Origin of the sequence: Albibacterium sp. (assembly GCF_035514885.1) — a bacterium.
Lineage (GTDB): Bacteria > Bacteroidota > Bacteroidia > Sphingobacteriales > Sphingobacteriaceae > Albibacterium.
In genome coordinates, this window is the sequence record NZ_DATJCH010000024.1 from 128711 (window position 1) to 153137 (window position 24427).

Here is a 24427-nt window from a genome sequence, read left to right on the forward strand (position 1 = left end):
TCAAACTCTTCGTCAATCGACGATTTAAGATTAAAGTTACTTTTTATTTATTAAGTTTTCTAATTCTGCAATCCGCTTCTCAATCAAAGGCAGCTTTTGCAAAGTAACCTGAATACGCATTTGAGAAGCGTAGTTAGAAGCCGGCGTTCCAGCCCATTTCTTATTTGATTCAACTATGGACCTATTTATTCCAGATTGGGCTTGTACCTGAGAACCTTTAGCTATTGTAATATGGCCGGCAACTCCTACTTGTCCGCCCAACACAACATTTTCTGCAACTTTAGCACTACCAGAAACCCCTGTCTGAGCAGCTATCACAGTATTCTCTCCTAATTCAACATTATGTGCCAATTGAATTAGATTATCTAATTTCACGCCATTGCCTATCTTTGTAGACCCGAGAGTGGCGCGATCAATAGTTGTATTAGCGCCCACTTCTACATCATTACCAATTACTACATTACCAATTTGATTGATCTTCTTATAAGATCCATTACTCTGAGGAGCAAAACCAAATCCATCACTTCCTATAACCGCACCCGAGTGAACCATGACACGGTCTCCTAAAACACAGTCGTAGTATATCTTTACTCCCGCGTGAATTGTACAATAACTCCCCAAAATAGCATGATCGCCAATATAACTATGAGGATATATTTTACAATAATCTCCGATTTTTGCGTGCGGTCCTATATAACTAAAAGCAGCAATATAAACATCCTTACCAATCGTTGCAGTTGGATGAATAAAACTACCCTCTTCAATTCCCTTTTTATCAAATCTCAATTGATTATAAATCTCCAAAAGAACAGAAAGAGCAGTATAAGCATCCTTTACACGTATCAAAGTAGATTGAACAGGACGCTTAACCTGTTGATCTTCATTAATAATTACGATAGAAGCTTCCGAACTATATAAATAAGATTCATATTTTGGATTGGAAAGAAATGTAATGCTCCCCGACTTAGCTTCTTCTATCTTTGATATCTCAGAAACCGCAACCTCAGCATCACCTTCGATTGTCCCATCTATTAAATCACTAATTTGTTGTGCGGTAAATTGCATCTGCAAATTTATATATGTTACTAATTTATGAAGAAAAAATTACCATATTGAAATCAGGGTGCTAAAATAAACCTTTTGAACGAAGATCTTTTGGAAAAGACACAATATATTTTTGCACCTTTTTAGATAATACCTCCAAGTTGGATAAATCCGAAGCCTGGGTTATATCCTTAAGTAATCCGTTCTTCATTAAAATTTTAATGCTCCCATCTCCAACCTGATAAGCACTATTCGATATTGTTTTTGAATAAACAAGATAGTCAACTTCTGACTCCGGAATATCAAAATAATCTACCGCAGCCTTCCTGAGTCTTAACAACAACTCCTCATCAGGTTTATCATTGCTCATTTCAACATTATTCAATTGTCGGTTCATTAATCGATTACACAACAAAGATAAAGTCCTATCAGGATGGTTAGTCCAAACTTTAATACTAGCTAAAATATCTACATCATCTAATTCTACAAAAGCAGCTAGATGCTCCGGATTCGTTTCGAAAGCTTCCTTAGTAATTTGTGTAGTTAAAAAATGTTTCAAAAACGGTGTAGCAAATAGTTCCTCCCCTTGTAAGCTAAGGTGTTTAGCTCTATGAAGGATTTTAACTAACATTTGCTCAGCACTAATAACTGTTTTATGCAAATATACTTGCCAATACATCAACCGCCGTGCTATTAAAAATTTCTCTATCGAATAGATCCCCTTCTCTTCAACGACAAGCTCATTATCAAACACATTCAGCATTTTTATGATCCGATTAAAACTAATCACACCTTCTGTTACACCGGTAAAAAAGCTATCTCGAATAAGATAGTCCATTCGATCTGTATCCAACTGACTCGACACCAATTGATGTAAAAAGAATTTCGGATAGTCATTTCTAAAAATGGATATCGCCATTGTTAGCTGACCAGCAAACTCCTCATTCAGCTTATCCATTATCAGTCCCGAAATATCCTCATGCGAAACACCTTCAACTATGGAGTGCTCAAGTGAGTGGGAAAATGGACCATGTCCGATATCATGTAATAATATTGCAATTAAAGCTGCCTCTTCTTCTTCTGCACTTATCGTTACACCTTTTCCACGAAGGGTTTCAATTGCTAAACCCATTAAATACATCGCTCCTAAAGCATGCTGAAAACGCGTATGAAGAGCTCCGGGATAAACCATATGAGTCAAACTCACTTGTTTGATATATCGCAATCGCTGAAAATAAGGATGCTCAATCAAATCAAAGATTAATCCGCCAGGAACTGATATAAAACCATATACAGGATCGTTGACTATTTTCTTCTTCTTCAATTTCTAAAATAAGTTTCAACAAAGGTGCTATTTTTTATTTTAAAAAAATATTTCTGCTTAGTAAGGAACACTTTTCTGTTAATCTTTGTTAAATTATAGATACTCTAATTAAACATTCTTTAAGTTCGTACTTTACTTAGTAAACAAATACAATGCAAGAAACAAATATATTATGGGCTGATGACGAAATTGATTTACTCAAGCCGCATATCATGCTCTTAAATGAGAAAGGTTACTTTGTAAAAACTGTAACAAATGGAACAGATGCTGTAGAAGCTTTTAGAACATCATATTTCGATTTAGTTTTCTTAGATGAAAACATGCCCGGATTAACAGGACTAGAAACCTTAGCGCAATTAAAAAGCATTAATCCTGCCGTCCCCATGGTATTGGTTACAAAAAATGAAGAGGAGCATTTGATGGAAGATGCTATTGGAGCAAAAATAGACGACTATTTAATAAAGCCAGTCAATCCAAAACAGATTCTATTGACTATAAAGAAATTTACAGAGAATAAAAGATTGGTAAGTGAAAAAACGTCGATTGCTTATCAACAAGATTTTCGTGTATTAGGCATGACTCTCAACGATCGTTTAAATCATGAACAATGGGCAGAAGTCTATAAAAAACTTGTTTATTGGGAGCTTTCTCTGGAAAAATTAGAAGATGCCGGAATGCATGAAGTTCTCACACTCCAGAAGGCAGAAGCAAATGCTCAATTTTCAAAGTTTATTGAAAATAACTATTTAAGCTGGATAAAATCTCCTGAAACAGGACCTATATTATCGCATCAGCTATTTGCTAAAAAACTCTTCCCTTCTATGAAAAAGGAGAAACCTACTTTCTTCTTTTTAATAGATAACCTTAGGTACGATCAGTGGCGTATTATTAATACGATTCTTAGTAACTACTACCATCTGGACGAAGAAGGTCACTATTATAGTATTCTACCAACAGCTACGCAGTATGCAAGAAATGCTATCTTCAGTGGATTAATGCCATTGGATATGGAGAAGCGGTATCCTGAAATGTGGCAAAATGACGAAGACGAAGGAGGTAAAAACTTACACGAGGAAGATTTTATAGCTGACCAAATTAAACGCATTATGCGTAAAGACAGTAAATTCTCCTATAATAAAATCCTTACCCTCGAACAAGGAAGAGATATTGCTGAGAACCTAAGCAATTTAATGGAAAACGACTTAAATGTATTGGTCTACAACTTTGTGGATATGCTTTCGCATGCAAGAACAGATATGGCGATGATTCGAGAATTAGCCAGTGATGAATCTGCCTACCGGTCTTTAACACTCTCTTGGTTCGAACATTCACCTCTTCTGGATACACTAAAAAGGCTTTCACAGAAAAACGTTCGTATAGTTATTACGACCGACCATGGAACTATTCGTGTAAAACATCCAAGTAAGGTAATAGGCGACCGAAATACTAATACCAATTTACGGTATAAACAAGGAAAAAATCTTAATTTTATCGCGAAAGACGTTTTTCATATAAAGAATCCACACGATGCCATGTTACCAAAATTGCATGTAAGCTCTAGCTTTATTTTCGCAAAGGAGGATACCTATTTCGTTTACCCTAACAACTACAATCAATTTGTTAATTACTATAACGAAACTTTCCAGCATGGAGGAATATCAATGGAGGAGATTATTATTCCATATATTTCATATAGCACCAAATAACTTGAAAGAGATTATTTTAAAACAACTTAGTCAGTTACCTCAAATTGCGTCACAGCTCCTAAAACTAGCCGGCGATAAAAAAGTATTTCTATTCGAAGCTCCTATGGGGGCCGGAAAGACAACCATAATAAAAGAACTGTGTAAACAACTGGCTGTAACAGAATCCATTACGAGTCCTACATTTTCAATAGTAAATGAATATACGGGAGAAGGTGGACCTATTTATCACTTCGACTTCTATCGATTAAAGAATGAGAAAGAGGCTTATGATTTAGGGTATGAGGAATATTTCTATTCAGGGAATTACTGTTTTGTGGAGTGGCCACAAAAGATAAGCTCATTGTTGCCAGAAGACGCTTTTCTTATTAAGATTGATCTGATAGATCAGAATCGATTATTAAAAATCGACGTGTAAGCTTGGAACTAAAGCTTTTTAATTTCTTTTTCGTACCTTAATCGCTTCATTATGCATGAATCTAAGGTATGAGCGAATTTTCTAACTTAGCCCACCAGGCTTTAAGACAAACACAGGAAGTTTTACAAGAAGTTGGTACCAGAAAGAATCAATTATTCATTGGGATTCCCAAGGAGACGTCTTTTCAGGAGAACAGAATCGCACTAACACCCCTATCGGTGGCTTTATTAGTAGAAAATGGCCACCGTGTCATTATGGAAAGCGGAGCAGGAGCTGCTGCAAATTTTCTAGATCATCATTACAGCGAACAGGGTGCCGAAATTATTCCTGATAAAAAGAGCATCTATAAAGCAGACGTCATTATTAAAATATCTCCTCCAACTATGGAAGAGATTGATATGATGAAAAATGGACAGGTTTTGTTTTCATCTCAACAACCTTCCTTTCTAAGTCTTGAGCAACTACAGGCAATGATGAAGAAACGAATTACTGCAATAAGCTATGAATACCTCCGAGACGAAGGAAATATACTTACCGTCGTAAGAGCTATGAGTGAGATTGTAGGCGCCACTTCTATTCTTATTGCTGCTGAATATTTAAGTAATGTTTTTGACGGAAAAGGCTTAATGCTTGGTGGAATAACAGGAGTTCCGCCAACAGAAATTGTCATTTTAGGAGCAGGAACCGTAGGTGAATATGCCGCAAGAACAGCTTTAGCCTTAGGAGCGCAGGTTAAAGTCTTCGATAGTTCAATCTACAGATTACGCCGCCTGCAAACTAATATTGGCAGCTTAGTTTTTACATCGGTTATTCAACCAATTGTTTTACGAAAGGCAATTATTTCTTCGGATGTTGTAATTGGAGCCGTTCGCTCGGTTAATGGAAGATGTCCATGTCTTATTGAAGAAGCTACTGTGGAGAAAATGAAACCCAATTCCGTTATTATCGATGTAAGCATCGATCAAGGCGGTTGCTTCGAAACTTCACAGATTACCAATCACTTAAAACCAACATTTAGAAAGCACGATGTAATCCATTATTGTGTTCCAAACATTGCTTCTAGGGTTGCGCGGACAGCCACCTACGCAATGACTAATATTTTCACCCCTATATTACTGGAAATGGGGGAAATGGGAAGCATGATAAACTTAATTTGGAGCAGGCCTGGAATACGAAATGCAGTGTACCTATACCAAGGCGCATTAACCAATAAAGATATTGGCGACCGTTTCAACATTACACCAAAAGACCTTGAACTAATAGCCTTTTCTCATCGTTAGAAAACTAAATCCATCTTTTACCGTTATTAAAGCAGGATTAATATGAAGGTTAATATAAATTATTTTAAAAGGTACTTCTCTCTTGTAAAGCAAACACTCTCAGGTTTTGCAGAAGATAAAATAATGAAGAAAAGTGCAGCTTTAGCATACTATACTATCTTTTCCTTAGCACCACTCTTATTGATTATTATGTGGACTGTAAGCTTCTTCTATGGAGAAGATGCTATAGAAGGACGCATATTCAATGAATTGAATGATATCGTTGGATCTGTCGCAGCCCAACAAGTTCAGGAAATTATTCAAAAAATTAGTGTTTCAGAAAAATCAGGAATTGCAATTGTTATAGGAATAGGAACCTTAGTTATAGGTTCCACGACGGTTTTTATTGAAATTCAAGATTCAATTAATGCCATCTGGGGTGTTCGTGCCAAACCTCAGAAAGGACTAAGAAAAATGTTAATAGACCGTGTACTTTCCTTTTCTATTGTCATAGGCTTAGGTTTTCTACTCATTGTTTCCCTAATAATAAGTACGGTTATTGAATTACTGAGCAGTTATCTTCTAACGATTTTTCCAGATACGATTGCCATCGTATTCACGCTCATAAACTTTGGAATCACATTCATAGTCATTTCCATTCTTTTCGGAGTTATCTTCAAGTTCCTTCCCGATGCAGAAATTAAATGGAAACACGTTAGAGGTGGAGCCCTTTTTACAGCAATCCTCTTTATTATCGGCAAATACCTGATTAGCCTATATATGCAATTTACTGCGCCAGAAAGTGCTTATGGCGCAGCTGGTTCAATTATTATTATTCTACTTTGGGTCTATTACACCTCTGCTATCTTATACTTTGGTGCAGAGTTTACAAAGGTTTACACGAAATGGACCTGTGGAGAGATTTTACCCTCTAGATTTGCTGTTCGGGTTATACAAACAGAAATTGAACATGATGTAAACGAAAATGATACTAAAGAGAAAGGATATTAGCTATCTTCAAAAGATTCGGATTTACTTCCCGGATATGCTTAATTGCTCTATCGAAAGGAGTAAAACAAACATCAGAACCTATCAAACCTGCCATTTCGCCTGATTGTCCAGCTAAAAGACCTTCTACTGCAGCTACCCCTAAACGACTTGCAAGCACGCGATCCATACAGGAAGGCTTACCCCCACGTTGAATATGACCTAATACAGAAACTCGTACATCATAATGAGGAAAACGACTCTTAACAAGATCGGCAACCTCAAAAGCCCCACCTCCATCATCACCTTCAGCAACAATAATTATCCTAGATGATTTATTCTTCCTTGTTTTATCCATACGGCTTAGTGTATCACTAAAATCAAGATTAGCCTCAGGAATCAAAATAGCTTCAGCTCCTATACCAATTCCACTTCTCAGTGCTATTAACCCAGAGTCTCTGCCCATCACTTCAACAATGAATACACGATCGTGTGATTCAGCTGTATCCCTAATTTTGTCAATTGCATCTACTACAGTATTAATCGCAGTATCATAACCGATCGTGAAGTCTGTTCCCTGCAAATCATTATCAATTGTTCCTGGAATACCAATAATCGGAACACCATGCTCATCGATAAATTTCTTAGCACCCGTAAAACTACCATCGCCTCCAATTACAACCAAGGCATCAATCCCCGCCTCCTGTAATTTATCATATGCTTGTTGCCTTCCTTCTATGGTAAGGAACTCCGTACTCCGGGCAGTTTTAAGAATTGTACCCCCACGCTGAATGATATTTGCAACAGACTTAGCGTCCATCTCAAACAAATCTCCCTTAACTAATCCATCATACCCTCTGGTAATTCCGAAAACCTTTAAATCATAATATAAACCTGTTCTAACTACAGCTCGAATAGCTGCATTCATTCCAGGCGCATCTCCACCCGAGGTAAAAAGACCAATACTTTTAATCTGTTTCATTCAAAATCTCTATTTCATTATTAATGCTACTATTATAAGAAAAATTAGCCTATAACTAATGAACTTATATAAAAGAAGCGGAATTTATTTTAAAGATCTTCGGCACGATAAGCCTTCAATCCACTATCTAAGAATTCTATATAATTAGGGATACTCATGTCATAAGCGTGGGCAGGAACAAGCTTTTGCCCCTTAGAATCTGCAATTACATAGTAAGGCTGAGAATTAGTTCCGAAAACCGAAGCTTGCATATCGCTCCATTTCTGACCAATTCTTGTTATCTTTTTACCGCTGAATTCAGAGACATATTTTTCTGACTCTTCCAATTCAGTTTTATCATCTACATAAAGTGATATTAAAACGAAGTCTTGCTTAAGCCTTCTCAGAACTTCGGGGTCGGGCCAAACAGAGGCTTCTATTTTCCGGCAATTAACACAACTCCAACCTGTAAAGTCAATTAAAACAGGTTTATTAACCTTCTGGGCATAGTCAAGCCCTTCCTGATAATCATAAAACGCATCTAAACCATGAGGCGCGTGAAATATGTTCGCATATTTCCTATCCGATACGTGCTCATCTGTGTCACCCTTACTTATGCCACCAATGTTTCCATAAGTCAACTTATTCAAATCGAAATCCTGTGTAGTTTGTGGAGGTAACCAAGCACTAATTCCCTTTAACGGAGCACCCCACATTCCCGGAACAATGTAGATCGTAAAAGAGAATACCAACATTGCAAAAAACAGGCGCGGCAAAGACAATACATTAATATCATCCGATGCTGAGAGCTTAATTTTTCCTAATAGATACAAACCGAATACCCCGAAGATTACAATCCATAGAGCTAAAAACACTTCTCGGTCTAATAAACCCCAATGATATGCCAAATCTACATTAGAAAGGAATTTAAACGCTAAAGCAAGTTCTAAAAAGCCTAAAGATACTTTAACAGTATTTAACCATCCTCCTGATCTCGGCATCTCTTTTAAGAAAGCCGGAAATAGTGCAAAGATTATAAACGGAATAGCCAAAGCAATAGAGAAACCTAGCATACCAATAGCCGGGCCCAGTAAAGTTCCTTTCGACACAGCCTCTACGAGCAAATAACCGATAATGGGACCGGTACATGAAAAAGATACCAATGCCAATGTAAAAGCCATAAAGAATATACCGATCAATCCCCCTTTATCAGACTTCTCATCCATTTTATTTACAAAACGGGAAGGAAGAGTAATTTCAAATGCCCCCAAAAAGGAGATAGCAAAAATAAGAATAATAGCAAAAAATAACAGATTGAATACCGCACTACTTGCCGCTTCGTTTAATGCAGAAGCACCAAAAATAAGTGTCACAATCATTCCTAAAGCTACGTAAATCACGACAATTGAGATTCCATAGATAACTGCGTTCCAAATCCCTTTTCTCCGGCTACCACTCTGTTTTGTAAAGTAAGAGGTCGTCAATGGAACCATCGGATAGATACAAGGCATTAAGAATGCCGCGAATCCTCCAATTATACCAGCAATAAAAATACCCCATAAACTTTGATTCTGAGACGCATCGTCCTGATTATTGACCATAGTGCTTGCTTCTGAGTCAATCGAGTTCAAGTCTTTCGCTAAAGAAGAATCAGACTTCGATAAAGAAGAATCTACCTCAGCAGCATCAGAATCCTGCATGCTTTCAGGTAATGATACAATATTAGTAGACTCACTACTACTCAAGCTTCCGACACTCGAAACCACATCTGGTTTAACCGAAGTTGAGCCAGCAAGCGGAGCAGCATTAGAAGCATCTACAGAAATGGTAAAAGGAACTTCTTCAGGAGGTAAACAGTGACTATCATCACAAGTCATAAACTCCAAAACACCCTTTACAGTAACCTTTGGCTGAGTCAGCTTTATTTTCTGAGAAAACTTAACCTGCTTTTTATGCCAAGCAATATCCATCTTAAACGTTGGATCAAAACCACCTACTGCCTTCGGGCTCTCACTTACCTTTCCATCCAGTATATAACCCGTACCTTTTTCAAAGGTAAATGAAGTAGGAATAGGTCCGCCATCCTCAATAAATTGAGAATATACATGCCAGCCAGGAGCTATATCTGCGGTAATAACGAGCGTCGCACTGTTCTTCGTAATATTTTCAGCACCGAACTTCCAGCTAACAGGCGTATATATTTGCGCACTGGCAAATAAACCTAAAAAAAGTAAAATGACTACAGAAAAAATCTTCTTCATAAACCTCTTCTTAAAACACAAATTCAATCTCTTTAAAATTAAATCTTGCGGAATGACCATTAAAGTCAACAATTAACTGTCCATCGTCTGCAACATCAATAATTTTACCCTTAACAAATACGCCTTCCAGATTAAAACCTCTAACCTCGTTTAACCCGTAGAGCACTTTCTTATAGGCTATTCGCAGATCTGCAATACCTTGATTCCTCAATTGAAAATAATTCTTATCAATCAACTTACAAAGTTCGTATAATAAGTCAGTTAGTATGTATTCACGATGTAATAATTCCTTTATAGAACAAGCATTTTTTATTCCTGCAAAATCTTCCTGGTTCACATTAATGCCAATACCTACAATAGACTCCTTCCACTCATTTCCTTGCAGTATATTCTCAATCAATACTCCTCCCAATTTACGATCACCTACATAAATATCATTTGGCCACTTAATGGTTAGTTCATCTCCAAGCAGGGGATAAAGTGCTTCATAAATAGCAACGCAAATTATAATATTGATATTAAATTGTTGGACCGGACTTAAAAAAGATGGTTTTAATAAAATGCTAAACGTGAGATTTTTACCTGGTTCAGAGAACCATTTATTCCCAGACTGCCCTCTTCCTCCAAATTGATCCTCTGCCATTATAACAGTACCTTCACTAAATGGCGTAGATTTTGACAGTTCTACTTTAAAGTAATCATTTGTTGAAGAAATACTCTTCAATGTAATAAATTTTTGACCATTAAGAAATGATGAAAAAGTGTTACTTTGCAAGTGTTCAGTTAAAATGAGTAAATAATTGTCAAAACTAATATAATTAATGACAAAAAGTAGAAATCCAAATGAATCAACATACATTTCTGAAATCATAATACATGGTCTTCAAGAGAAAAAAGGGAATGAGATCGTACGAGTTGACCTAAGAAAATTAAACAGTTCAGTGACAGATTATTTTGTAATCTGTCATGCAGAGTCCTCCACTCAAGTTCGTGCCTTAGCAGATAGCGTAGAGAAGGAAGTTTATAAGGCCTTAAATCAAGATCCTTGGCATAAAGAAGGATTTGAGCAAGGCGAATGGGTGTTACTTGATTATGTAGATGTTGTTGTACACATCTTTAAAACAGAAAAACGCCAACACTACGGTATCGAAGATCTATGGGGAGATGCCAAGCTTGAAAATTATAAGAGTGCTTAATCCCTTATCTAAAGGAAAATAAAAAAATATAGAGCAACCATTAAGTGTTGTAATAATCTAACAGTACAAGAATGAAAGAAAAATTTTCAAACCAGGCTAGTGGAAGAAAAAAGATTCCAAGTAAAAAAATTACTCCAAAACCGCCTCGGTTCAATATTATGTGGGTATGGATGGCTCTATTATTAGGTTTTTTCGTCCTTCAATATGTATTTAGTGGAGATAATGCAAAATCCATCACCTATCAACAATTCGAAGAAGATATGTTAAACACAGGTGATGTTGATCACCTGATAGCATTCAAAAAGAATGAACTTATTGCAGTTGAAGTTTATATTAAAAAAGATAAACTAGACGACCCTAAATATAAGGATGTTAAACCTCAGCCCAATGCCTTGAATGTATCTGCAGAAGCAGGTCCACAATATATTTTTACGGATGGTTCGTTCGATGCACTAGAACGGAAACTAAATGCTGCACAAGCAGAAATACCTCCAAATCAGAGAGTAAGCTTAAGGCTTGAAGAAAGAAACAGTCCTTGGACAGGCTGGTTACTTACGCTTCTGCCATTTGTATTAATTATTGCCTTCTGGATATACTTGATGCGTAGAATGGGGAACGGTGGTGGCGGTCCTGGTGGACAAATATTCAATATAGGCAAATCAAAAGCTAAGTTATTTGATAAAGAATCACAAGTTAACATCACCTTTAATGATGTTGCAGGCTTAGAAGAAGCCAAGCAAGAGGTAATGGAGATTGTAGACTTTCTTAAAAATCCAAAAAAGTACACCAATCTTGGAGGTAAAATTCCAAAGGGTGCCCTTTTAATCGGATCACCAGGAACCGGTAAAACTTTGTTAGCAAAAGCCGTCGCCGGCGAAGCTCAAGTTCCATTTTTCTCTCTATCGGGCTCAGACTTTGTAGAAATGTTTGTCGGCGTGGGTGCATCCCGTGTAAGAGATCTATTTAAACAAGCGAAAGAAAAGGCTCCTTGTATTATCTTTATTGATGAAATTGATGCCATTGGTCGTGCTCGTGGAAAAAACAGCATGATGGGAGGTAACGATGAACGAGAAAATACACTCAACCAATTACTAGTTGAAATGGATGGTTTCGGAACTGATTCAGGAATTATTATCCTTGCTGCAACCAACCGTCCGGATGTTCTGGATCCAGCTTTACTGCGTCCAGGTCGATTTGATAGACAGATATCCATCGATAAACCTGATTTAGTAGGCAGAGAGCAAATTTTCAAAGTTCACTTAAAGCCTATCAAGTTAGCAGAAGGGGTAGACGCCAAAAAATTATCTGCTCAAACACCTGGGTTCGCTGGTGCAGAAATTGCTAACGTATGTAACGAAGCAGCCCTTATTGCTGCACGTCGCAATAAAGAAGCGGTAGATATGCAAGACTTCCAAGATGCTATTGACCGGGTTATCGGCGGATTAGAAAAGAGAAATAAAATAATATCTCCTGAGGAGAAGCGCATTGTAGCCTTCCATGAAGCAGGTCATGCTATCGCCGGTTGGTTCTTAGAACACGTTGATCCTTTGGTCAAGGTATCCATTGTGCCCCGCGGTATCGCTGCATTGGGATATGCCCAATATTTACCAAAAGAACAGTTCTTATATACTACTGAACAATTAATTGATAGTATTTGTATGACCATGGGTGGTCGTGTAGCTGAAGACATAACCTTTGGAAAGATATCGACAGGAGCTCAAAATGACTTAGAGAGAACCACCAAATTGGCTTATGCCATGGTAACTGTTTATGGCATGAACCATCGCGTTGGAAACGTTTCCTTCAATGAAGTACAAGAAGGCAATCAGTTCAATAAGCCTTATTCTGAAAAAACTGCCGAATTGATTGACGATGAGGTACGTATGCTAATTGCTGATGCATATGAAAGAACCAGAAAGTTGTTATTAGATAATAAGGAAGGTTTGCAGAAACTCGCAGATAAACTATTGGATAAGGAAATCCTATTCCAATCAGATTTAGAAGACATATTAGGCAAACGACCATTTGACACGCGTACAACATACGATGAGTTTGTAAATAGCGGAGACGATCAAGAACAGCTTGCTAAAAAGCTAATTCCGGAAACTGTTTCAGACAATCCAGACGCTGTAGAAAATATACCTAACAGCGATTCACCAAAAAGTGATAATCCATAAAATTAAAGGCTAAGAGTAAAACACTCTTAGCCTTTTCTTCGATCTATGAAAGAATCTACCTCTAAAGAACAGATCTTAAAAAAAGTAAGAGCCGCCTTACTCGAAAAGAGAGATAACCCTTATTCGAACCTCGAAGAAACTCCCCTATATCCTCCATTTGAGGATCCACTGGAAATTGTATTTGCGACTCAGTTCTCGGCCGTTGCTGGAAAATTTGTTTTCTGTGATGGAGAAATTGATTTGGTAGAGAATCTTTTAGCATTGGCAGAGAAACATTCATTACGAAAGATGTATGTTTGGGAGCCAAGGTTACAAGAGCTCTTAAATCAGTATGGCTTCCCATTTTACAGCACGGATACTGACTTCGACAAAGCGGATGCAGGAATCACCTCTTGCGAAGCATTGGTTGCACGGAATGGGAGTATTCTGCTTAGCAATGCTTCTGGAGCAGGAAGACGCCTGAGCATCTATCCATCCATACATGTAGTTATTGCTTACACTTCTCAACTAGTCGGCGATATAAAAGACAGCCTAGAGCTTTTAAGAGCAAAATATAATAACGAACTCCCATCCATGATTAGCTTGGTTACCGGACCTAGTCGCACAGCAGACATTGAAAAAACACTCGTATTAGGAGCTCACGGACCACGAGACTTATACCTTTTCCTCCTCGACGATTCTATTGTAAATGTCTAAACAAGACAAATCACTTCATATAATTTCTCGTTTTTACTCCCTTTTTGCAAAGTTTATACACGTTAGTATTAGCCTTGTAACACTAATCCGCTAATCTTCTAAATTTATTTTATTATTCTTAAATGCTAAATAAATTAGTAAATTTGAATGATGGATTCAGAAAGAGAATATTTAAAAGGCAGAGGATCAAAAATAAATCCAAACAATAAATTTGCGCAAAACAAATATAAGACTGAGTTTATTGAAGGGCTCGACGAAGAGCTCTTGGAGAATTCATCCACTCAATTTTATAAGGAAACACCAAAGAAAATAATCAGTATCAATAATAGCCCCGATCTCTCTTTCAGACGATCCATTAATCCTTATCAAGGCTGTGAACATGGCTGTATATATTGCTATGCTCGGAATTCACATGAATACTGGGGTTTTAGTGCCGGATTAGATTTCGAGCGAAAAATCATTGTAAAACATAAGGCAGCTACTTTACTTGAAGAAACCTTTAATAAAAAGGGCTATCAGGCAGACACCATTATGTTGTCTGGTAATACCGACTGCTATCAGCCCATTGAACGAAAACTGAAGATAACACGTTCTTTACTTGAGGTTTTTCAATGCTATCATCATCCAGTGTCTCTTATCACTAAAAACAACCTCATACTCCGTGATATTGATATACTGACTGAACTTGCAAAAAACAATCTGGTGCATGTAGCCATCACTATCAACTCTTTAAATGAAGAGCTAAGAATGAAAATGGAACCACGAACCGTAACAGCCAAAGGAAGATTAAAAGTAATTGAGAAACTGAGCAACGCCGGTATTCCGGTTATGTTAATGTGCGCACCCATTGTACCCGGATTAAATAGCGATGAGATGCCACAGTTGATTAAATCTGCAGCTGAATGCGGAGCAAAATCTGCCAGCTTCACCCTTGTAAGACTTAATGGAGCAATCGCTGAAATATTCACAGACTGGATAAATAAAGCCTATCCCGACCGGGCAGAGAAAGTTCTTCATGGAATCGCAGAAAGCCATGGAGGAAAACTAAATGATTCAGAATGGTCCCGGCGATCAAGAGGAAGTGGTCAGATGGCAGAAAGCATCCATAAACTTTTCAATATTTCGCGCAAACGATATATGGGTGAAGCGCATCTACCTCCTTTATGTAATGAATTATTTACACCAAAACAGGGGAAGCAATTGAAAATGTTTTAATCAATAAAATAGCAAGCCATTAAATTTTATTACCTTTCAAGCTTTGCAAATCACAGCAAACAAATTGCTTTTAAACAATCATATGCAGGAGTATATTTTACAAACACCAGTAGCAAGTATTATATTAGTATTTACCTTAATAACAAGCATTTATACATTTTCAAATCCTGAACTATTTGGAAAATTGATGCTCCATCCCTACAGTGTCAGTAGAGGCAAAAATATATACACCATTCTAACAAGCGGTATTATTCACCGGGATTGGATGCATCTTGCTTTCAATATGCTGACCTTCTTCTTCTTTGCCTTTCCATTAGAACGATTACTGGCTCAACTCAGCAATTGGGGACATATTCAATTCCTCTTAATTTATGTTGTAGCCTTAGTTTTAAGCGATATCACAACCATTATAAAGGAAAAACATAATTATCGCTATCATAGTTTAGGAGCTTCTGGTGCTATTTCTGCCGTCTTGTTTAGCTATATCCTGTTCAATCCAACGATGTCCCTCTATTTATTTTTTATTCCAATTCCTATCCCGGCAGTAATATTCGGTCCATTATTCTTGGTTTACTGTGTATGGGCAGCTAATGCAGCAAGAGACAGCATTAACCACGATGCTCACTTTTATGGAGCATTAAGTGGATTAAGTATAACGATACTCATGTACCCTCAAATTATTGGGCACTTCATTAACGAAGTATTAGGAATGTTGAATTAGCTTTTAGAGCTAAAAATACTATTCCTTCAAAAGCTTTTTCACATCTTCTAAAGGAATAAACTGATGATCTTTATCTGTGATAAAAGACATTGGGTTCTCCGGATCCTTGATAATTTCAAACAGAGTATAACCCCAGGGTTTCCAGAAATTCTCAATCACCTGGCCATAGGTTTTGGCTTGCCAATTATCAAATATAGGCCTTGAATTAACACCTAATAAAGACATCGGTTCAATATAAAAACGATCATCGATAGAAGAGATCATATAATCAGGCAAACGATTAAAAAGATAGCAAGAATAAAAGAACCGTCCGCATAGTTCTTCAAACTGGATGGGATGCAGTTTCTGATCTTTTACAACAGATAAAATATCTTCGTGATAGGTTAGATTAGCTCCATTATCTTGTAAGCAAGCAATAATACCCAAATTTTTGATCCGTAAAGAATAAACCAGGGTATTGATTTCATCGCGGTAATTATAGGTGTTCTCCGGATTATCAACCTCATAAACTAAGATACTGAAAGGAAGAACCGTTTCGTACTCGATATCTTCAATAAGTGACTGCAACATGACATGTAAGTTTCTAAACTTATGAACCAAAGTCTGAGAAAAATTCATATCCTCACCGCTCAACACCTGTTGCTTGATCCCTACTTGTATTTCATTAAAAATAATACCGTAAACCCATTTCGAGATCCATTGAAATAGCGTTAGCTTATCTAATTCCTTCACGCCTTCATAACCTTTTTCAAAAGCAATACGAACATGCTCATCCAACTCACTTAACCGTTTATAAACATCCGGAGAGCAAGGCAATTTTAAATCACTGTAATTTTTATAACTTTCGTCCAGCATTTTAAAAGGTTGATCATCAATATTATGCTCCTTTAAAATCCAATCTGGAAAAACAGTATAAAAAGAAGGCTGATCAAGTTTAACCCCGCTTAAAAAACACGTATTATTATCGAAAGAAAATCCATCAAAAGGATTGTAAAGCTGCTTTTCCATGCGGGCAAAGATAACATTTATGCCCCTTCAAAAGTGTCAGTTAAAAGTTGAAATAAAAACAATAAATTCGCAACATATTAAGTCATGGACTTTGACTCAAAACTAAGAAGCACAAATGAAACCGAAAATTCATTTCTTTACAGAAGATATCGAGTTTAAATTAAAAAATAAAACAATTCTTAAAAAATGGATTATCGACAGCGTCCAAGCTGAAAATGCATTTGTAGGAGAGCTTAATTTTATTTTTTGTTCAGATGAATACCTGTTAAAAATTAACCAGGAATATCTAAATCACGATACCTATACAGATATCATCACTTTTGATAGCAGTGAGGAAGAAGATGAAATATCCGGCGATATATTTATCAGCGCAGAAAGAGTTACAGAAAATGCTTCCCAACTTAAGATAGACCTACAAACAGAATTACATCGGGTAATAATTCACGGCGTATTGCACCTGATTGGTTTTCTTGATAAAACACCGAAAGATAAAACACTTATGACTTCAAAAGAAGATCATTATTTGAATAGTCGCAATTTCTAATTAAGGAAGAATACCCCCTTTTACATCATATCCTCATTTTTTCTAAAGAAAGTAATTCAATTACTAAAGGACTATTACCTTCTCTTATCATTGTTTTATCCTGATTTTACAATTCTAAATACATACAAAGGACTTCCTTATAATTTTCAAGGGACTTCGTAGGGACATTATACGGGTTTGCCCCTATGAAGTCCCTATGAAGTCCCTAGAAGGTCTCAAGAAAGTCCCTTGAATTATAGAACTAATTACATTGAAATGTCTTTGTACTCTCAACCTTTTTAAAAAAATTAAGACAAACTAATCGATGATAAATTCGTGATGAATAGGAATTTGAAATTGATTCTAAACAAAAAAAGCTGTTCCGGATTGGAACAGCTTTTCTGTTTATTTTTATTACGCTTTTGCTATAAAAGTAAAAGCAAGTTTTTCAATTGTATTAATTCGGTTAATAAACTGAATTAATTAATCACGTCCTCCAAATAAGAAGCTTGCATAATAAAGCAAGGTTGCTAATGAAGCCAATGCTGCAACTACATAGGTCATAGCTGCCCATTTTAAAGCGTCTTTAGCGCCGCCATGCTCAACACTGTCACCCATCACACCTGGATTCAACTGAAGCCATGCTAATGCTCTTTTAGAGGCATCAAATTCAACCGGTAAGGTAATGAAGGTAAACATAGTTGTGATTCCCAAAGCTCCTACTCCAATTGCCAACAACAATGGATTACCTGATGAAAAGAACATCAGAACACCGATCAACAATACTATGGAGGTCATCTTAGATGCAATATTAACCATTGGAACTACGGCAGAACGTAAAGTAAGCCAAGAGTATGCCTTGGCATGTTGAACTGCGTGTCCGCATTCATGGGCTGCAACTGCTGCTGATGCAACACTTCTACCTTCATAAACTTCAGGACTTAAGTTAACAGTACGATCGGCCGGATTGTAATGGTCCGATAATCTTCCTTGAGCCGATAATACCTGAACATCATAGATTCCATTATCGTGCAACATTTTTAAAGCAATGTCCTTTCCACTCATTCCACTTGCCAACGGAGTTTCTGAGTATTTCTTAAATTTATTTTTAAATTTCCACTGTACTCCGAAACTGATAATCGCAATCGCGATGAATAATATCATTCCCATATTTTCTTTTTAATTTTTTAAATTTCAATTTTATACTAAACTGCTATCAAATTATATACCGTTGTAAAAATAACAGAATAAATGAGCAAAAAGCGCCCTATTATGTAATATTTTAATGAATAAGACTGATAATGACTTTTAAAAAAATCAAATACTGACAAAATATCAGGAGTTCTATTTCATCATCAATTTTACTACCTTTGATTTTACTAATATTTTTATCAAATGGATTATTTAATCATCGCACTTCTTCTTACTTTATTTCTATTCGTGATTTTGTTGTTCTTTAAAAAAACAGGTACTACAAAAAATGGTGAAAGTGTGGAGTTTGATCTGATAAAAAAAGATCGGGATGAATTAGCTCTACAACTAGCGCGATCTGAACAAGAGGTTATTAGCTTACAAGAAGAAAAAAAAAATATGCTTGCTCTTCTAAAACAAGACAACGATCAATTACGAAATGATTTAACAAGAGAAAGAGAAGAACATATCCAATCGCAAAAGCAGCTGGAAAAAATAAGCTCTTATTTTAATGCCCAAACTGAAAAAATAAATGAGCAAAAGGAAGAGATAAAATCCATTAAAGATCAATTGAATAAAGATTTCGAATTGATTGCTAATCGTATTTTACAAGAGAAATCAGATCGCTTTGCAGAGTCGAATCATAAAAATCTTTTCCAAATTTTAGCTCCCTTAAAGGAGAATCTTAAAACTTTCGAAGCTAAAGTAGATAAGGTTTATACAGAAGAAACCAAGGATAGAAATTCATTGAAAGGAGCAGTTGAATTATTGATTGAACAGAGTAAGCAAATTCAGGATGAGGCAAATAGCTTAACCAGAGCTTTGAAAGGCAATAATAAAAAGCAAGGTAATTGGGGAGAAGTAATTTTAGAGCGTGTATTAGAACGTTCTGGTTTATTGAAAGATCGGGAATATCGCTTGCAGGCTAGTTTCACAGATAATGAAGGACAACGTTTACAACCTGATGCTATTATTGATTTACCGGATGAGAAAAACTTAGTAATTGATTCAAAGGTCTCTTTGATTGCCTATGAAAGATGGATTAATAGTGAGCTTGAAGAAGAAAAAATTGAATATTCTAAACAGCACCTTCAATCAGTTAAAAATCATATAATAGAGCTTTCTTCAAAAAATTACTGTGATATCTACCAAATTAACTCTCCGGATTTTGTGCTACTGTTTATTCCAATTGAGTCTTCTTTTAGTATGTCTATCAGCTTAGATAGCGATCTATTTAATTTTGCCTGGGATAGACGTGTGGTAATTGTTAGTCCGTCAACTCTTTTGGCAACCTTAAGAACTATTGCAGGTTTATGGAAACAAGAACGTCAAAATAGGAATGTTATCGAAATTGCTCGAGAGGCCGGACTATTATATGATAAGTTTGTAGGTTTTACAGAAGATATGGATAAGGTTGAAAAACAAATTAATTTGCTTAGCCGTACACACGAAGATGCTCGTAAGAAATTAGAAACCGGTAGGGGTAATATAATTTCTAAAATTGAAAAGCTTAAAACTCTGGGAGCAAAAACAAGTAAAGGGCTTGATCCAAAATACCTGGATGAAGACTTAATAGATCAAGTTCAATAAAGCTGTTAATTTTCTTCCTTTTTCTTAAGTGAATTCCATCCTTGAGCAATTAGTGGATGTACTTTATTAGATTTAGAAATCATATCGCATCCTGCAGATGGCTCAGTAATATGCCCGATAACGGTAATATCTAATAAACCTTTAACTTTATCATAATCACTTTGTGGAATGGTAAATAATAACTCATAATCTTCACCACCGCTTAGAGCACAAACAGTAGGATCTAAACCAAACTCAAAAGCAGTATCGTATGTCATTGGATCTATAGGAATCTTTTCTTCATAAATTTTACAGCCTTTATCAGATTGTTTACAAATATGAAGTATTTCAGATGCTAGGCCGTCAGATACATCAATCATAGAACTTGGTAATATATCTTTTTCTGCTAATAATTCTACGATATCTCTTCTTGCTTCCGGTTTTAATTGTCTTTCTACAATATAATCTTTGCCTTCTAAATCGGGTTGGATGTTAGGATTATCCAAGAATATTTTCTTTTCCCTTTCCAATAGCTGTAAACCTACATAAGCACCGCCCAAATCGCCTGAAACGCATATTAAATCGCCTTCTTTAGCTCCGCTCCGGTAAACTACTTTTGATTGATCTGCGTAACCAATGCTGGTAACACTAATCACTAAACCTTGGGCAGAAGCAGAGGTGTCCCCTCCTACTAAATCAACATTATATTTTTTACAAGCTATTAAAGCTCCTTCATAAATTTCTTCAACAGCTTCTAATGGAAATTTACTGGATAAACCGATGGAAAATGTAATTTGAGATGCTATACCATTCATGGCATAGATATCACTTAAATTAACTTGAACGGCTTTATAACCCAAATGCTTTAAAGGCACATAGCGTAAATCAAAATGAATACCTTCCAATAATAAATCAGTAGAAATTAGTGTTTTTTTATCGGCAAAATCCAATACTGCAGCATCATCACCAATACCTTTAACAGTTGATTTTTCATTTAGTACAATTGATTTTGTTAAATGTTCAATTAAACCAAATTCACCCAATTCTTCTAAATTCGTTCTTTCTTTATTATCAAACATGTTGTTTCTTTCTAATAATTATTATAAACCTAATTGTGCCGATATTTCAAGCATTCTTTCAATTGGTTTTCTGGCGCGTTCTATAACTTCAGGTTCTAAATCAATCTCTGGAAGTTCATACTTCATGCAGTTGTAAAGTTTTTCGAGGGTATTTAATTTCATATGCGGACAATCGTTACAAGCACATGCATTATTTGGAGGTGCTGGTATAAATGTCTTGTCCGGATTGGCTTTTTGCATTTGGTAGATAATACCACTTTCAGTAGCTACAATAAATGTTTGAGCCGGATTTTCTTTGGTATAATTTAATAGTCCTGATGTTGAACCAATATAATCAGCATTTTGAAGGATATGGTTTTCACATTCAGGGTGTGCTATTAATTTTGCTAATGGATATTCTTCTTTTAATTTATTAATTTTTTCCTGAGAGAATATTTCATGAACCATGCAGGCTCCATTCCATAAAACAATATCATTCCTACCTGTTTTTTTAATTACATAATCACCCAAATTTTTATCCGGACCAAAGATAATCTTTTGATCTAAAGGTAAACTTTGAACAATCTGAACAGCGTTTGAGGAAGTACAAACAATATCACTTAAAGCTTTTAATTCTGCTGTACAATTTACATAGGTAATAACCAAGTGATCTGGGTACTGTTCCTTAAATTTTGCAAATAAATGTGGCGGACAGCTATCTGATAATGAGCATCCTGCCTTTAAATCAGGCAATAGAACTTTCTTTTTTGGAGATAAGATCTTTGCGGTTTCAGCCATAAAATGTACTCCTGCAAATACAATAACATCAGCTTCTGTTTTAGCTGCCTCTTGAGATAGGCCTAAACTATCTCCAATATAATCAGCAACATCTTGTATTTCAGAATCTTGATAATAATGCGCTAAAATAACCGCATTCTTCTCAATTTTTAATTGCTTAATTGCTTCTACTAAATCTAAAGAAGGATCAATTGGTTCATCAACAAATCCTTTTTCATTCAAATCAACTTCGTAAGTTTCCATTCCTTATTTTAAACTCTTTCACAAAAATACATAATCTTAATGAATTCAATATTTTCATCTTTGAACATCTACAACAATAGTAAAAACTCTTTTATATAAAATTCTTTTATTGTTTATTAAGATGTTGGTATTGTTAAAAAGAAAGCCCTTTTTTATTTTGAATTCTGTTTGTAGTTTTAAACTAACAATTTCTTAACATTCATATGACACTTAATTACTTGAATTTCAATTGCTCCTTTATAACCTAATATTTTCATTTAAATTTATATGTGAATTTCTTTCATAGATGTGGAGAGTGTATAACTGCTAATTTTTCTTGTATAACTTTTTGTTTTTTGTAGAGAGTTTTGATTTTTATGTCAATTTTTGAATTTCTAATTATTGACTAACGTTTAGTTCACATAAATTTCACACCTTTATGATAGTTATCCACGAAAATACCAGTGGATAATTTAATTTAATTTTTAAAAATGAATAATGTTGATTTCTTAGTTGTAGGATCAGGTATTGCAGGCCTTAGTTTTGCTTTAAAAGCAGCCCAACATGGTAAGGTTCTTATCATTACGAAAGCAAATGAAGATGAATCAAATACGAAGTATGCTCAGGGTGGTGTGGCTGCAGTTGTGGATAAGTCAGACTCATTTGAAAAGCATATAGCTGATACTCTGAATGCTGGCGATGGATTATGCGATAAAAAAATTGTGGAAATCGTTGTGAAGGAAGGACCTTCTAGAATTGATGAAATTATAGAGTACGGAACTCATTTTGATAAGACACTTAAGGGTAAATACGATTTAGCAAAGGAAGGTGGTCATTCGGAGAATCGTATTCTACATTATAAGGATATAACGGGTTTTGAAATAGAACGGGCTTTATTGGCTAAAGTGCATGAAAATGAGAATATTAGTATTCTTACTCATTATTTTGCTGTTGACTTTATTACCCAGTATCATTTAGGAAAGCATGTGGATAGGTATTCACATGATATTAATTGTTATGGTATTTATGCTCTTAATACGAAGGAGAATAAGGTTGAAAAGTTTTTAAGTAAGGTTACAGTTATTGCAAGTGGTGGTGCGGGACATATATATTCGAGTACTACAAATCCGGTTATTGCTACCGGTGATGGTATTGCAATGGTTTATCGTGCAAAAGGTAAAGTTAGAAATATGGAATTTATACAGTTTCATCCTACTGCCTTATATAATCCTGGTGAGTATCCTGCTTTTTTAATTTCTGAAGCTTTACGTGGTTTTGGTGCTGTTCTTAGAAGGTTAAATGGTGAGGAATTTATGTTTGAGTATGATGAGCGTGGTTCTTTAGCACCTCGGGATATAGTAGCTCGGGCCATCGATGCAGAGATGAAGAAGTCTGGTGAAGACTATGTTTATCTCGATATAACCCATCAGTCTAAGAATGATCTGTTGACTCATTTTCCTAATATATATGCGAAGTGTTTAAGTATTGGAATTGATTTGAGTAAAGATTTTATTCCCGTAACTCCGGCTGCTCATTATCTATGTGGAGGAATCTATGTAGATGAGGTTGGACAAACCAGTATTAATCGTTTATATGCTTGTGGGGAATGTGCGTCTACAGGTTTACATGGCGCAAATAGATTGGCATCTAATTCTTTATTAGAAGCTACAGTTTTTGCTCATCGAATTTATGAAGATGCTATCAAGAAATTTGAATCATATACTATTCCTGAAAATATTCCTGACTGGGATTCTTCTAATACACAATTATCGAATGAGGATATTCTGGTAATTCATAATTTACGTGAAACTCAGAAGATTATGAGTGATTATGTGGGTATAGTACGTTCTGATTTTCGCTTAGATAGGGCGATAAGAAGATTGGGTTTGTTGTATGAGGAAACGGAGAGTTTTTATAAAAATACAAAGTTGTCTGTTAAATTATGTGAGGTAAGGAATGTAATTCAGGTAGCTTATATTGTTATTAAGAGTGCTATGCTACGAAAGGAAAGTCGCGGTTTACATTATACTACTGACTACCCAAAGCATGCTGAGGAGATCCATGATACTTTGTTTTAATTTTAATCTGTTTATATA

The 24427-nt window shown here is 35.8% G+C and carries 21 protein-coding genes; 12 read left to right on the top strand and 9 right to left on the bottom strand.

Annotated features, from left to right (window positions below; translation table 11 throughout):
• Window positions 1–36 precede the first annotated feature (36 nt).
• Together lpxD and VL047_RS11675 are read right to left on the bottom strand one after the other, a co-directional pair.
• On the bottom strand, window positions 37–1065 hold the full coding sequence (gene lpxD / locus VL047_RS11670; RefSeq protein ID WP_325360758.1) for a UDP-3-O-(3-hydroxymyristoyl)glucosamine N-acyltransferase: 1029 nt from the start codon (window positions 1063–1065) through the stop codon (window positions 37–39).
• A gap of 61 nt (window positions 1066–1126) precedes the next feature.
• Window positions 1127–2368 (bottom strand): HD domain-containing protein, encoded by a 1242-nt coding sequence (locus tag VL047_RS11675; protein WP_325360760.1) that lies wholly within the window; start codon window positions 2366–2368, stop codon window positions 1127–1129.
• A 152-nt stretch (window positions 2369–2520) separates the two neighbouring features.
• Here VL047_RS11675 and VL047_RS11680 point away from each other — a divergent pair, with 152 nt between their 5' ends.
• The 4 genes from VL047_RS11680 to VL047_RS11695 all read left to right on the top strand — a co-directional run bounded on the left by VL047_RS11680 (window position 2521) and on the right by VL047_RS11695 (window position 6759).
• Window positions 2521–4074, top strand: a complete 1554-nt coding sequence (locus VL047_RS11680; RefSeq protein WP_325360762.1) for a bifunctional response regulator/alkaline phosphatase family protein — start codon at window positions 2521–2523, stop codon at window positions 4072–4074.
• A gap of 1 nt (window position 4075) precedes the next feature.
• Window positions 4076–4489 carry a tRNA (adenosine(37)-N6)-threonylcarbamoyltransferase complex ATPase subunit type 1 TsaE gene (gene tsaE, locus VL047_RS11685; RefSeq protein WP_325360764.1) on the top strand — a complete coding sequence of 138 codons (414 nt, stop codon included), beginning with the start codon at window positions 4076–4078 and terminating at the stop codon, window positions 4487–4489.
• A gap of 68 nt (window positions 4490–4557) precedes the next feature.
• Window positions 4558–5769 (top strand): alanine dehydrogenase, encoded by a 1212-nt coding sequence (locus tag VL047_RS11690; RefSeq protein WP_325360766.1) that lies wholly within the window; start codon window positions 4558–4560, stop codon window positions 5767–5769.
• A 42-nt stretch (window positions 5770–5811) separates the two neighbouring features.
• A complete protein-coding gene (locus VL047_RS11695) occupies window positions 5812–6759 on the top strand; it encodes a YihY/virulence factor BrkB family protein (RefSeq protein ID WP_325360767.1) in 948 nt (315 codons plus the stop codon).
• Here the strand turns inward: VL047_RS11695 and pfkA are convergent.
• The 3 genes from pfkA to VL047_RS11710 form a co-directional block, all read right to left on the bottom strand.
• Complete coding sequence (gene pfkA, locus VL047_RS11700) at window positions 6740–7717, bottom strand: 6-phosphofructokinase (RefSeq protein WP_325360769.1); 978 nt, start codon at window positions 7715–7717, stop codon at window positions 6740–6742. The two genes, VL047_RS11695 and pfkA, sit on opposite strands and share 20 nt — an antisense overlap.
• 89 nt (window positions 7718–7806) lie before the next feature.
• Entirely contained in the window at window positions 7807–9957 is a 2151-nt protein-coding gene (locus VL047_RS11705; protein ID WP_325360771.1) for a protein-disulfide reductase DsbD family protein, read from the bottom strand.
• A 10-nt stretch (window positions 9958–9967) separates the two neighbouring features.
• Entirely contained in the window at window positions 9968–10681 is a 714-nt protein-coding gene (locus VL047_RS11710) for a biotin--[acetyl-CoA-carboxylase] ligase (protein ID WP_325360773.1), read from the bottom strand.
• Window positions 10682–10778: 97 nt separating this feature from the next.
• Between VL047_RS11710 and rsfS the strand changes: the two genes are divergently transcribed.
• The 5 genes from rsfS to VL047_RS11735 all read left to right on the top strand — a co-directional run bounded on the left by rsfS (window position 10779) and on the right by VL047_RS11735 (window position 15962).
• Window positions 10779–11153, top strand: a complete 375-nt coding sequence (gene rsfS / locus VL047_RS11715; RefSeq protein ID WP_325360775.1) for a ribosome silencing factor — start codon at window positions 10779–10781, stop codon at window positions 11151–11153.
• 71 nt (window positions 11154–11224) lie between these two features.
• Window positions 11225–13330, top strand: coding sequence for an ATP-dependent zinc metalloprotease FtsH (gene ftsH, locus VL047_RS11720; RefSeq protein ID WP_325360777.1), 2106 nt, complete (start codon window positions 11225–11227; stop codon window positions 13328–13330).
• Between the two features lie 45 nt (window positions 13331–13375).
• Window positions 13376–14026, top strand: a complete 651-nt coding sequence (locus VL047_RS11725; RefSeq protein WP_325360778.1) for a LutC/YkgG family protein — start codon at window positions 13376–13378, stop codon at window positions 14024–14026.
• A 147-nt stretch (window positions 14027–14173) separates the two neighbouring features.
• Complete coding sequence (locus tag VL047_RS11730) at window positions 14174–15241, top strand: PA0069 family radical SAM protein (protein WP_325360780.1); 1068 nt, start codon at window positions 14174–14176, stop codon at window positions 15239–15241.
• Between the two features lie 82 nt (window positions 15242–15323).
• Entirely contained in the window at window positions 15324–15962 is a 639-nt protein-coding gene (locus VL047_RS11735) for a rhomboid family intramembrane serine protease (RefSeq protein ID WP_325360782.1), read from the top strand.
• An 18-nt stretch (window positions 15963–15980) separates the two neighbouring features.
• On the opposite strand, the gene VL047_RS11740 is transcribed toward VL047_RS11735, so the two are convergent.
• Window positions 15981–16970, bottom strand: coding sequence for a hypothetical protein (locus VL047_RS11740; protein ID WP_325360783.1), 990 nt, complete (start codon window positions 16968–16970; stop codon window positions 15981–15983).
• Window positions 16971–17085: 115 nt separating this feature from the next.
• Between VL047_RS11740 and ybeY the strand changes: the two genes are divergently transcribed.
• The gene (gene ybeY, locus VL047_RS11745) at window positions 17086–17514 is read left to right on the top strand and encodes an rRNA maturation RNase YbeY (RefSeq protein WP_325360784.1); all 429 of its coding nucleotides are present in this window, start codon (window positions 17086–17088) and stop codon (window positions 17512–17514) included.
• A gap of 462 nt (window positions 17515–17976) precedes the next feature.
• Here ybeY and VL047_RS11750 read toward each other — a convergent pair whose 3' ends face one another.
• The gene (locus tag VL047_RS11750; RefSeq protein WP_325360786.1) at window positions 17977–18663 is read right to left on the bottom strand and encodes a zinc metallopeptidase; all 687 of its coding nucleotides are present in this window, start codon (window positions 18661–18663) and stop codon (window positions 17977–17979) included.
• Between the two features lie 225 nt (window positions 18664–18888).
• Between VL047_RS11750 and rmuC the strand changes: the two genes are divergently transcribed.
• Window positions 18889–20274, top strand: a complete 1386-nt coding sequence (rmuC, locus tag VL047_RS11755; RefSeq protein ID WP_325360787.1) for a DNA recombination protein RmuC — start codon at window positions 18889–18891, stop codon at window positions 20272–20274.
• A gap of 5 nt (window positions 20275–20279) precedes the next feature.
• On the opposite strand, the gene thiL is transcribed toward rmuC, so the two are convergent.
• Together thiL and nadA are read right to left on the bottom strand one after the other, a co-directional pair.
• Window positions 20280–21332, bottom strand: coding sequence for a thiamine-phosphate kinase (gene thiL, locus VL047_RS11760; protein ID WP_325360788.1), 1053 nt, complete (start codon window positions 21330–21332; stop codon window positions 20280–20282).
• A gap of 21 nt (window positions 21333–21353) precedes the next feature.
• On the bottom strand, window positions 21354–22352 hold the full coding sequence (nadA, locus tag VL047_RS11765) for a quinolinate synthase NadA (protein ID WP_325360790.1): 999 nt from the start codon (window positions 22350–22352) through the stop codon (window positions 21354–21356).
• Window positions 22353–22822: 470 nt separating this feature from the next.
• On the opposite strand from nadA, the gene nadB reads away from it, so the two are divergent.
• Window positions 22823–24409, top strand: a complete 1587-nt coding sequence (gene nadB / locus VL047_RS11770) for an L-aspartate oxidase (protein ID WP_325360791.1) — start codon at window positions 22823–22825, stop codon at window positions 24407–24409.
• The last annotated feature ends 18 nt before the right edge of the window (window positions 24410–24427 follow it).

Coding starts and splice junctions, on each gene's coding strand:
- VL047_RS11740 (WP_325360783.1), bottom strand. CDS start 16,970: ATGGAAAAGCAGCTTTACAATCCTTTTGATGGATTTTCTTTCGATAAT.
- nadB (WP_325360791.1), top strand. CDS start 22,823: ATGAATAATGTTGATTTCTTAGTTGTAGGATCAGGTATTGCAGGCCTT.
- rsfS (WP_325360775.1), top strand. CDS start 10,779: ATGACAAAAAGTAGAAATCCAAATGAATCAACATACATTTCTGAAATC.
- nadA (WP_325360790.1), bottom strand. CDS start 22,352: ATGGAAACTTACGAAGTTGATTTGAATGAAAAAGGATTTGTTGATGAA.
- ybeY (WP_325360784.1), top strand. CDS start 17,086: ATGAAACCGAAAATTCATTTCTTTACAGAAGATATCGAGTTTAAATTA.
- VL047_RS11725 (WP_325360778.1), top strand. CDS start 13,376: ATGAAAGAATCTACCTCTAAAGAACAGATCTTAAAAAAAGTAAGAGCC.
- lpxD (WP_325360758.1), bottom strand. CDS start 1,065: ATGCAATTTACCGCACAACAAATTAGTGATTTAATAGATGGGACAATC.
- VL047_RS11730 (WP_325360780.1), top strand. CDS start 14,174: ATGATGGATTCAGAAAGAGAATATTTAAAAGGCAGAGGATCAAAAATA.
- VL047_RS11735 (WP_325360782.1), top strand. CDS start 15,324: ATGCAGGAGTATATTTTACAAACACCAGTAGCAAGTATTATATTAGTA.
- rmuC (WP_325360787.1), top strand. CDS start 18,889: ATGGATTATTTAATCATCGCACTTCTTCTTACTTTATTTCTATTCGTG.
- ftsH (WP_325360777.1), top strand. CDS start 11,225: ATGAAAGAAAAATTTTCAAACCAGGCTAGTGGAAGAAAAAAGATTCCA.
- VL047_RS11680 (WP_325360762.1), top strand. CDS start 2,521: ATGCAAGAAACAAATATATTATGGGCTGATGACGAAATTGATTTACTC.
- VL047_RS11690 (WP_325360766.1), top strand. CDS start 4,558: ATGAGCGAATTTTCTAACTTAGCCCACCAGGCTTTAAGACAAACACAG.
- VL047_RS11705 (WP_325360771.1), bottom strand. CDS start 9,957: ATGAAGAAGATTTTTTCTGTAGTCATTTTACTTTTTTTAGGTTTATTT.
- thiL (WP_325360788.1), bottom strand. CDS start 21,332: ATGTTTGATAATAAAGAAAGAACGAATTTAGAAGAATTGGGTGAATTT.
- pfkA (WP_325360769.1), bottom strand. CDS start 7,717: ATGAAACAGATTAAAAGTATTGGTCTTTTTACCTCGGGTGGAGATGCG.
- VL047_RS11750 (WP_325360786.1), bottom strand. CDS start 18,663: ATGGGAATGATATTATTCATCGCGATTGCGATTATCAGTTTCGGAGTA.
- VL047_RS11695 (WP_325360767.1), top strand. CDS start 5,812: ATGAAGGTTAATATAAATTATTTTAAAAGGTACTTCTCTCTTGTAAAG.